This is a genomic window from Anoxybacillus ayderensis (genome assembly GCF_013761015.1).
GTDB lineage: Bacteria > Bacillota > Bacilli > Bacillales > Anoxybacillaceae > Anoxybacillus > Anoxybacillus ayderensis.
Window position 1 is genome coordinate 394,746 of record NZ_JACDUV010000002.1, and the last position, 7,108, is coordinate 401,853.

Sequence of the window (7,108 nt, forward strand, 5' to 3'; positions counted from 1 at the left end):
CATAAGTGAGAAACGATATTCGTAACATCGCGATTATTGCGCACGTTGACCACGGAAAAACGACGTTAGTCGACCAATTGCTTCGCCAATCTGGAACGTTTCGGGCGAACGAACAAGTGGAAGAACGCGCGCTTGATCGCAACGATTTAGAACGTGAACGAGGCATTACCATTTTAGCAAAAAATACAGCCATTCAATACAACGGCACGCGCATTAACATTTTAGATACGCCGGGCCACGCTGATTTTGGCGGGGAAGTGGAGCGCATTATGCGGCTTGTCGATGGCGTGTTGCTCGTCGTCGATGCATATGAAGGATGCATGCCACAAACGCGCTTCGTCTTGAAAAAGGCGCTCGAACAAAACTTAACGCCAATTGTCGTCGTCAATAAAATCGACCGTGAGTTTGCCCGTCCGCACGAAGTTGTCGATGAAGTGATCGATTTATTTATTGAGCTTGGCGCAACGGAAGATCAGCTTGAGTTTCCGGTCGTGTATGCTTCAGCGATTAACGGGACGGCAAGTTTAGATGCCGATAAACAAGATGATGATATGACAGCGCTATTTGAAACGATTATTGAACATATTCCTGCCCCGCCCGACAATAGCGATGAACCGCTGCAATTTCAAGTGGCGCTTCTCGATTATAACGACTACGTCGGTCGCATCGGGATTGGACGCATTTTCCGCGGGCGTATGCAAGTTGGACAACAAGTGGCGCTCATGAAGCTTGACGGCTCGGTAAAAACGTTTCGCGTGACAAAACTGTTTGGCTTCCTCGGCTTAAAACGCATTGAAATTGAAGAAGCAAAAGCAGGCGATTTAGTTGCCGTTTCCGGTATGGAAGATATTAACGTTGGAGAAACGGTATGTCCGCTTGATGTGCAGGAACCGTTGCCGCCGCTTCGCATTGACGAGCCGACGTTACAAATGACGTTTCTCGTCAACAATAGCCCGTTTGCTGGACGGGAAGGAAAACATGTGACAGCGCGAAAAATTGAAGAGCGTCTTCGCTTACAGTTAGAAACAGACGTGTCGCTTCGCGTTGAGCCAACGGATTCGCCAGATGCATGGATCGTGTCAGGACGCGGAGAACTTCATTTATCGATTTTAATTGAAAATATGCGCCGTGAAGGATTCGAGCTACAAGTATCCAAACCGGAAGTCATTATGAAGGAAATCGACGGCGTCATGTGCGAGCCTGTCGAGCGCGTGCAAATCGACATTCCTGAAGAATATACAGGAGCGATTATGGAGTCGCTTGGGGCGCGCAAAGGAGAAATGGTCGATATGATCAACAACGGAAACGGACAAGTCCGTCTTATTTTCCTCGTTCCTGCGCGCGGGTTAATTGGCTATCGTACAGAATTTATGTCGCTTACGCGCGGATACGGCATTTTAAACCATTCGTTCGACAGCTATCAACCAGCCATCCAAGGGCAAATTGGCGGCAGACATCAAGGTGTGCTCATTTCGATGGAGACAGGAAAAGCGACTGCTTATGGCATTATGCAAGTCGAAGACCGCGGCGTCATTTTTATTGAACCGGGAACGGAAGTGTATGAAGGGATGATCGTTGGCGAACATAGCCGCGACAACGATTTAGTCGTCAACGTATGCAAAATGAAACATGTGACAAATGTCCGCTCGTCAACGAAAGAACAAACGGTGACGATGAAAAAACCGCGCCTCATGACGTTAGAAGAAGCGCTCGAATATTTAAATGACGACGAATATTGCGAAGTGACGCCACAATCGATTCGCTTACGGAAAAAAATATTGGACAAAAACGAACGGGAAAAAATTGCGAAAAAGAAAAAACTTGCTGAGCAAAAGAAATAGGGGGAGTCGTCATGGATGTGATCGGTCGCCTGTCGTTTTTCGCTTCGCTATACAACGTGCATGAACAGCCGACGAAAGGGATGTGGCTGTTGTATGCGACGATTGTCGTCTTATCGATCATTGTGTATCGTCTTGGCTTCGCGCGTGAATTACCGTTATTAAAAAACGTGATCATTTACTCGTTGCTTGTGCTCGGTTGTACTATTTTAACGTTTTTCGCCGTCTTTTTACCTGTCGCAGAAGGATTGCTTGTTGCAGCGATCGTATTAATCATTTATAAATGGCGGCTTCGTCGTGAAGGAGAGAATACGGCATGAAACTACAAGATGCGGTGTACAATTGGTTGACGATTACGGTCGTTGCCCATGCGCGCCCAGACGATACAGCAGCGCAAGAAACCGAACGATTTTTTGCCGATTTGTTGCGTGAAGATCATGCGGTTGAGCAAATCACATATACAAAAGAAGACGACGTCTATACAGTTGCATTTACCGTAAACAACGAATCGCGCACGTTTCGCTTTCCAGCCGAGCTCGTCGAAACGATGCTCGATCAAATCAATCGCGAACCTGAAAAATATGTCAATTACGAATAAGCGCCCATGTTTTTTGCAGGGCGCTTTTTCTTACCATTCCGTTTCATGTTTGCTCGTGCGGAAAAAGCGAAACTTGCCGGTCGCTAGCCGCTCTTTCGTTTTTTGCGCAATACGTTCATGGCACGTTTCACACATATATGTATGAATCGGGCGGTTGCGCAACCGTTTCGCAAGCAACGTTTCATCGTTTAACGTATCTATTTTTTCACAAAGAATGCATCGTACTCTCATCGTCTAACCTCGCATGTTTTTTTAAAAATTAGTATATCATATTGTTTGAAACTGTGTGAAAAAAAGGTATGATAAAAACAAGGAGGGATACATATGCCAAATGCGGTAGAACCGACATTAATTGAGCCGTTATTCCAATCGCTACAAAAAGAACGATTTGTCGTCGTATGCACGATCGACCATGAAACAGGTGCACCAAATACAAGTGCGATTTCATGGGTGTACGCCCCGACGCCTGACCGATTGTATTTTGCCGTCGATCAACGTTCACGCATCGTCGCAAACGTGCAAGCTAATCCAGCGATTTCGATCGTTTTGATCGCCAACGAATCGACGTATTCCATTAGCGGAAAAGCGCATGTGAAAGTAGAAAAGCTAGAAAACGTTCCGCTAAAATTGGCTGCCATTCAAGTGGACATTGAAGAAGTGCGCGATGTCATGTTTTACGGTGCAAAAATTTCAGTCGAACCGAAATACGAAAAAACGTACGATGCGCAAGCTGCTGCCAAGCTCGATCAACAAGTGATGGGCGCATTAAAACAAGCATAAGCCGAGCGATACGCTCGGCTTATTTCATATGGTCGTTTGATTGCTTTTGTTGTTCGTTTTCTAACTGATTTTGCTCGTTTCGATTCAGCTGATCATCGTTTTGTCTTGTAGAGCGTGGATTTTTCGTTTGAATAAAATCGCTCGGAATTTCAGGCATAACCCGTCCGACAATGGCGGCGAGCTCATCCATAAATCCTTGAATCGGCTTTCCGTTTTCCACTTGTTTTTGAATCGCTTTCAGCCGCGCATTTAAATCCGCATCCGCAATGACAATCGCATTCGCCCCGTACGGATCTTTTTGCAAACTTTCTACAACGGAATATTTCACAGTCCCGACGCGCGACGGGTCAAGCTTGGCGTTCACATCGATGCCTACTAACGCATATTTCCCGACAACTAATACGGTCGCGTCGTTGACATTTGGGACGCTGCTAGCCAGATGCGCAAGATGACGAGCAATTTGCTGACCGGATTTGTTCACGATTCGCTCATTTGTCGTATTTTTCACATGAACGAGCGAATCGCGATTATTCGGTTGCGCTTGTTGTCCGCAGGCGCTCATGAAAAGCAATATGAATACGATTATATATTTCAATTGTTCCACCCCTTTTCGTCTTTAACTTTATTTTGCAAAACTTCTTCTATCTTTATGCGTCCGTTCATATATATAAACAACAATCCCGTCCAACGACGGTCGTCAAGGGGGAAAAAGCGTGGGCAAAAAAATATACGTATTAGATACAAACGTGCTTTTACAAGATCCGTATTCTATTTTTTCCTTTCAAGATAACGAAGTCGTCATTCCGGCTGTCGTATTAGAAGAAGTCGACTCAAAAAAACGGTATATGGACGAAGTAGGAAGAAATGCGCGCCAAGTGTCTAAAATTATCGATAACTTAAGACAAAATGGAAAATTGCATGAAAAAATTCCGCTCGAAAACGGCGGCGTGCTGCGCATTGAATTAAACCATCGCTCGTTTCAACAACTGCAAGAAATTTTCGTTGAAAAAACGAACGACAACCGCATTTTAGCTGTGGCAAAAAATTTATTGCTTGAAGAACAAACGAAAGAAGACGGTCGCCCGGTTATTTTAGTTAGCAAAGATGCGCTCGTGCGCGTAAAGGCAGATGCGATCGGGCTAGAGGCAGAAGATTTTTTAAGCGATCGCGTCGTTGAAATTGATCATATTTATACCGGTTTTTTAGATTTGTACATAAGTCCGGAGCATTTAGGGCGCTTTTATGAAAAAGGTGAATTAGTGCTTTCGGAAATTACGAACCATCCGTTTTATCCGAATCAATTTATCGTCATGAAAGATGCGCTTGGCGGTTCTTCATCGGCGCTTGGCATCGTCGATCATACAGGAAAAAAAGTGCGCAAACTCGTCTTTCATTACGATCATATTTGGGGCATTCGTCCGCGCAACGTCCAGCAAACGATGGCGCTTGAATTGTTGTTGCGCACAGATATCCCGCTTGTGACGCTCATCGGAAAAGCAGGGACAGGAAAGACGTTGCTTGCGTTAGCGGCAGGGTTAATGCAGACGGAAGATTTACGGCTATATAAAAAATTGCTCGTCGCTCGTCCGATTGTGCCGGTCGGAAAAGATATCGGCTATTTGCCGGGCGAGAAGCAAGAAAAATTGCGCCCGTGGATGCAACCGATTTTTGATAATTTACACTTTTTATTTGATACGAAAAAGCCGGGTGAGCTCGATGCGATTTTATCAGGCATGGGTTCGATTGAAGTGGAGGCGCTCACGTACATACGCGGTCGAAGCATTCCAGAGCAGTTTATTATTATTGACGAGGCGCAAAACTTAACGAAACATGAAGTGAAAACGATTTTAACGCGCGTCGGGGAACGAAGCAAAATTGTGCTAATGGGCGACCCTGCTCAAATTGATCACCCATATTTAGACGAATATAATAATGGGCTCACATACGTCGTTGAAAAATTTAAAGAACAAAAAGTCGCTGGGCATGTTCGATTAATTAAAGGAGAGCGATCATCGCTTGCGCAACTTGCCGCCGACCTTTTATAAAGAAAAGAGGCGAAAAGCCTCTTTTCACTCGACGACAAACGCCCGCACGTGCGTGATCGGATTGTCGCGATTTGAGCCATCGCCGAAATAAATATGGACAGGCCCGTCTTCTTTTAGCGGTTTGCCGTCTTTTGCAAAACATAATAACAGCTCATACGCTTCGGCAAGCGGAATGGTCGTATCGCCGTTTTCTGTGACGATGATGAAACGCTTGGCATCGTCGTTCGGTTCCGCGTTGCGCAAAAATGGGGCAAACGGCATGCCGAACGTGCCAGATAATATTTTTTCTTTTTCAAACTGTTTTTCTGTTTGCAATGTCGGAGGAGACACCGCTCCTTCTTGAATTTCGCGATCCCAATACGCTGAAATTTTTTGAATGTCGTCTATGTCTTCTCGTTGTTCGATTTGTCGATGATGTGTAAAATAAGTATGTACATCTACTTTGCGATCGTCAAAAATCCATACGCTCGGATCGAGTGTAATCGTAAATTTAACGTTCCCTTTAATGACGATGACCATGTTCATTCCCCCTATCTGCCTCTCATTATATGATGAAAGCGCTTGTTTGTAAAATTGTTCGCCAAGACACGATGCTTGCATTTTTTTCGTATTCACGATAAGATGAAGAAACAGGAACGTACGGAACGGAGGGGTCAACGTGACGCCTGAAGTGGCGATAAATTTTCGAGAAAGAGCCTATTCGTTGTTGCAAGCGGATGCGGAAAAAATTGTGAAGCTGATCCAAGTGCAAATGGATCATTTAACGATGCCGCAATGCCCGCTATATGAAGAAGTGTTAGATACGCAAATGTTCGGTTTATCCCGTGAAATTGATTTTGCCGTCCGTTTAGGGCTTGTCGATGAAAAAGACGGCAAAGCGATTTTAGACCGACTAGAACGCGAACTTTCGGCGTTGCATGAAGCGTGCACGAAAAAGAAGAAAAAATGACAAAAACTCAAACGAATTTCGTTTGGGTTTTTTCTGTTTTATGATTTTAGTCGAGAACACTCGTGACTTTAGTCGTGAGATGAATCGGCTAGGTTTTTTGTTTGAATACTCGACATATATCAATATATGATTTGATTTAAAATACTTGTATTTAAAATGAGTCCAAAAATCCTCTGACATATGTTATCCTATCATTGAGGTGAACCACATGTCGGAAGTGAAACGTGGCAGAGGATATGTGTACTCCATTCAATATCATATGGTATGGTGTGTGAAATATCGTCACAAGGTGTTGATTGGCGACATCGATACAAGGCTAAAAGAAATCTTGCATCAAATTGCGGAAGAACATGGTTTTACGATTTTACAAGTAGAAAGTGATGGCGACCATGTCCATCTATTGATTGACTGCACGCCACAACACTCTATTCCGAATATCATCAAAGCATTAAAAGGTGTGAGTGCGAGGTTGCTGTTTAAAGAATTCCCTCAACTAAAAGAGAAATTGGGGGGAGGGAACTTGTGGAATCCTTCTTATTTTGTCGCAACCGTAAGTGAACACACCGAAGCGCAAATAAAACAATACATCCAAAATCAGAAAGCGAGGTGAAAGCCATGCTCGTCCATAAAGCATACAAATTCCGTATTTACCCAACCAAAGAACAGGAAATCCTTATTGCCAAAACATTCGGTTGCGCTCGTTTTGTATTCAACCATTTCCTTGCCGAATGGGAACGTGCGTACCGAACAACAGGAAAAGGGTTGACATACAAGGCTTGTTCTTCTCAATTAACAAACCTAAAGAAACAATTTGTATGGCTAAAAGAAGTGGACAGCATTGCGCTCCAAACCTCGCTGAAACATTTATCTGATGCGTACACCCGATTTTTTCAAAAAC

General features: G+C 44.2%; 11 protein-coding genes. 8 read left to right on the forward strand and 3 right to left on the reverse strand.

Annotated elements, in window-relative coordinates:
* Positions 1–5: 5 nt before the first annotated feature.
* The 3 genes from typA to HNR63_RS04385 are packed head-to-tail and all read left to right on the forward strand — an operon-like array spanning position 6 to position 2,436.
* Positions 6–1,841, forward strand: a complete 1,836-nt coding sequence (typA, locus tag HNR63_RS04375) for a translational GTPase TypA (RefSeq protein ID WP_042533763.1) — start codon at positions 6–8, stop codon at positions 1,839–1,841.
* 11 nt (positions 1,842–1,852) lie between these two features.
* Positions 1,853–2,158: a YlaH-like family protein gene (locus HNR63_RS04380; RefSeq protein WP_181519890.1), complete on the forward strand. Its 306-nt coding sequence runs from the start codon at positions 1,853–1,855 to the stop codon at positions 2,156–2,158.
* Positions 2,155–2,436, forward strand: coding sequence for a hypothetical protein (locus HNR63_RS04385; protein ID WP_181519891.1), 282 nt, complete (start codon positions 2,155–2,157; stop codon positions 2,434–2,436). Before HNR63_RS04380 ends, HNR63_RS04385 begins: the two co-directional genes overlap by 4 nt.
* Before the next feature lie 30 nt (positions 2,437–2,466).
* Here HNR63_RS04385 and HNR63_RS04390 read toward each other — a convergent pair whose 3' ends face one another.
* Complete coding sequence (locus HNR63_RS04390) at positions 2,467–2,667, reverse strand: YlaI family protein (RefSeq protein ID WP_004891284.1); 201 nt, start codon at positions 2,665–2,667, stop codon at positions 2,467–2,469.
* A gap of 93 nt (positions 2,668–2,760) precedes the next feature.
* On the opposite strand from HNR63_RS04390, the gene HNR63_RS04395 reads away from it, so the two are divergent.
* Positions 2,761–3,216, forward strand: coding sequence for a pyridoxamine 5'-phosphate oxidase family protein (locus tag HNR63_RS04395; protein WP_181519892.1), 456 nt, complete (start codon positions 2,761–2,763; stop codon positions 3,214–3,216).
* A gap of 19 nt (positions 3,217–3,235) precedes the next feature.
* Here the strand turns inward: HNR63_RS04395 and HNR63_RS04400 are convergent, their stop codons facing one another.
* Positions 3,236–3,820, reverse strand: a complete 585-nt coding sequence (locus tag HNR63_RS04400) for a YhcN/YlaJ family sporulation lipoprotein (RefSeq protein ID WP_035063058.1) — start codon at positions 3,818–3,820, stop codon at positions 3,236–3,238.
* Positions 3,821–3,929: 109 nt separating this feature from the next.
* Between HNR63_RS04400 and HNR63_RS04405 the strand changes: the two genes are divergently transcribed.
* On the forward strand, positions 3,930–5,261 hold the full coding sequence (locus HNR63_RS04405; protein ID WP_181519893.1) for a PhoH family protein: 1,332 nt from the start codon (positions 3,930–3,932) through the stop codon (positions 5,259–5,261).
* Positions 5,262–5,285: 24 nt separating this feature from the next.
* On the opposite strand, the gene HNR63_RS04410 is transcribed toward HNR63_RS04405, so the two are convergent.
* Complete coding sequence (locus HNR63_RS04410; RefSeq protein ID WP_181519894.1) at positions 5,286–5,780, reverse strand: molybdopterin-binding protein; 495 nt, start codon at positions 5,778–5,780, stop codon at positions 5,286–5,288.
* A gap of 139 nt (positions 5,781–5,919) precedes the next feature.
* Here HNR63_RS04410 and HNR63_RS04415 point away from each other — a divergent pair, with 139 nt between their 5' ends.
* The 3 genes from HNR63_RS04415 to HNR63_RS04425 form a co-directional block, all read left to right on the forward strand.
* Positions 5,920–6,210 (forward strand): Fpa/YlaN family protein, encoded by a 291-nt coding sequence (locus HNR63_RS04415; RefSeq protein ID WP_004891276.1) that lies wholly within the window; start codon positions 5,920–5,922, stop codon positions 6,208–6,210.
* A 208-nt stretch (positions 6,211–6,418) separates the two neighbouring features.
* On the forward strand, positions 6,419–6,820 hold the full coding sequence (gene tnpA / locus HNR63_RS04420; protein ID WP_181519895.1) for an IS200/IS605 family transposase: 402 nt from the start codon (positions 6,419–6,421) through the stop codon (positions 6,818–6,820).
* Between the two features lie 5 nt (positions 6,821–6,825).
* On the forward strand, positions 6,826–7,108 hold a 283-nt coding region (locus HNR63_RS04425; protein WP_181519896.1), incomplete at its 3' end, for a helix-turn-helix domain-containing protein.